The organism is Oscillibacter sp. CAG:155 (genome assembly GCA_000436875.1).
In the GTDB taxonomy this organism is placed as follows: Bacteria; Bacillota; Clostridia; order Oscillospirales; family Oscillospiraceae; genus Oscillibacter.
Genome location: FR890822.1, coordinates 1 through 1,595, shown reverse-complemented (window position 1 = coordinate 1,595; position 1,595 = coordinate 1). Strand labels below are relative to the sequence as shown.

Below are 1,595 nucleotides of genomic sequence, written 5' to 3'. Positions count from 1 at the left end.
ATTTGCGCAAAACTGTTGACACTACCTCCTTTCCCGCAAAGGTGCAGAATGGTACGTCTCTTTTTATCTTATCATATCCGGCCATGCTGTCAAATAAAAAAACACGCCTTGGACAAGTCCAAAGCGCGTTTCTTTCTCTGCATGTAAATCAGAGGAGATCAGGCCTTCTTGGCGATCTCGGTCAGCTGGGTGAAGGCAGCGGGATCGCTGATCGCCAGCTCGGAGAGCATCTTGCGGTTGATCTCGATGCCGGCGGTCTTCAGGCCGTGCATGAAGCTGGAGTAGTTCATGCCGTTCATCTTGCAGGCAGCGGAAATCCGGGTGATCCACAGGGAACGGAAGTCACGCTTCTTCAGCCGACGGCCGGTGTAAGCGTAGCTCAGGGACTTCATGACCGCCTGGTTGGCGACACGGAAGTGCTTGGACTTGGAACCCCAGTAGCCCTTGGCCATCTTCAGGGTCTTATTTCTTCTCTTGCGCGTCATCATCGCGCCCTTAACTCTAGCCATTGTATAAGCCTCCTATTTCTAACGTATCGTTGTCTTACTTGTAGGGGATCATCTTGCGGACGGCGTCCATGTTGGTGGCATCCGCATAGCCGCCGGCACGCAGACGACGAGTACGCTTGGTATCCTTCTTGGTGAGGATGTGGCTCTTGAAGGCCTTGGCGCGCTTAACCTTGCCGGTCTTGGTGAGGTTGAATCTCTTCTTTGCACCACTGTGGGTTTTCAGCTTAGGCATGTTGGTTGCTCCTTCCGTGTGTTTGAAAAATCAAATGTTATTTGCCAGTCTTGGGAGAGAGGAAGATGGACATCATCCGGCCCTCCAGCTTGGGGGTCTTGTCCAGATTGGCGACCTCGGCACACTGTTCGGCAAAACGCTCCAGCAGGTCACGGCCGATCTCGGTATGGGCCATCTCCCGGCCGCGGAAGCGGACGGAAACCTTGACGCGATTGCCGTCGGCAATGAACTTCTGGGCATTTTTCAGTTTGGTGTTGAAATCTCCAATGTCGATGCCCGGAGACATGCGGATCTCTTTGATTTCCACCACGTGCTGGTTCTTTCTGGCTTCCTTTTCCCGCTTGCTCTGCTCGAACCGGAACTTTCCGTAGTTCATCAGCTTGCAGACAGGGGGCGTCGCCTGCGGAGAGATCTTGACCAGATCCAAGCCCTGCTCGTCGGCGATTCTCAGCGCGTCTGCGGGCGCCATGATGCCCAGCTGTTCTCCCTGGGAGCCAATCAGGCGGATTTCCTTGTCAGAGATATCCTCATTGAGTTCATGCACTAATTTACTAATGACCGAAGCACCTCCTTGTAAAAATCACAAAACGCGGATACCAAGCCTGGCATCCGCGCAACAACAAACCACCGAAGCGGCGGCCTGATAACGACGTTGTAAACCTCTTTGCCTTGGGCTGGAGGTGAGGCGGATGCAACCTGCCTTCTTTGTTTTGCGGATTAAGTATACCAGCCAGTTTCCTATTTGTCAACCCCTTTTTTATTTTCTGAATCCGGTATATTTGGCGGATGCGCTGTCCATACTACTCCCTGTACGCAGGCAACCATGAAAGGAGGTGTCATTATGCAGAATCGCG

At 53.0% G+C, this 1,595-nt stretch carries 3 protein-coding genes; all 3 read right to left on the bottom strand.

Annotated elements, in window-relative coordinates; all coding sequences use genetic code 11:
• Positions 1-158: 158 nt before the first annotated feature.
• Genes rplT through infC form a run of 3 tightly spaced genes read right to left on the bottom strand, consistent with a single transcriptional unit; the run spans position 159 to position 1,285 of the window.
• Positions 159-509: a 50S ribosomal protein L20 gene (gene rplT / locus QZL67_RS00325; RefSeq protein ID WP_022288800.1), complete on the bottom strand. Its 351-nt coding sequence runs from the start codon at positions 507-509 to the stop codon at positions 159-161.
• 34 nt (positions 510-543) lie between these two features.
• Entirely contained in the window at positions 544-741 is a 198-nt protein-coding gene (gene rpmI / locus QZL67_RS00320; RefSeq protein WP_022288799.1) for a 50S ribosomal protein L35, read from the bottom strand.
• Positions 742-778: 37 nt separating this feature from the next.
• Positions 779-1,285, bottom strand: a complete 507-nt coding sequence (infC, locus tag QZL67_RS00315; protein WP_022288798.1) for a translation initiation factor IF-3 — start codon at positions 1,283-1,285, stop codon at positions 779-781.
• Positions 1,286-1,595: the final 310 nt, after the last annotated feature.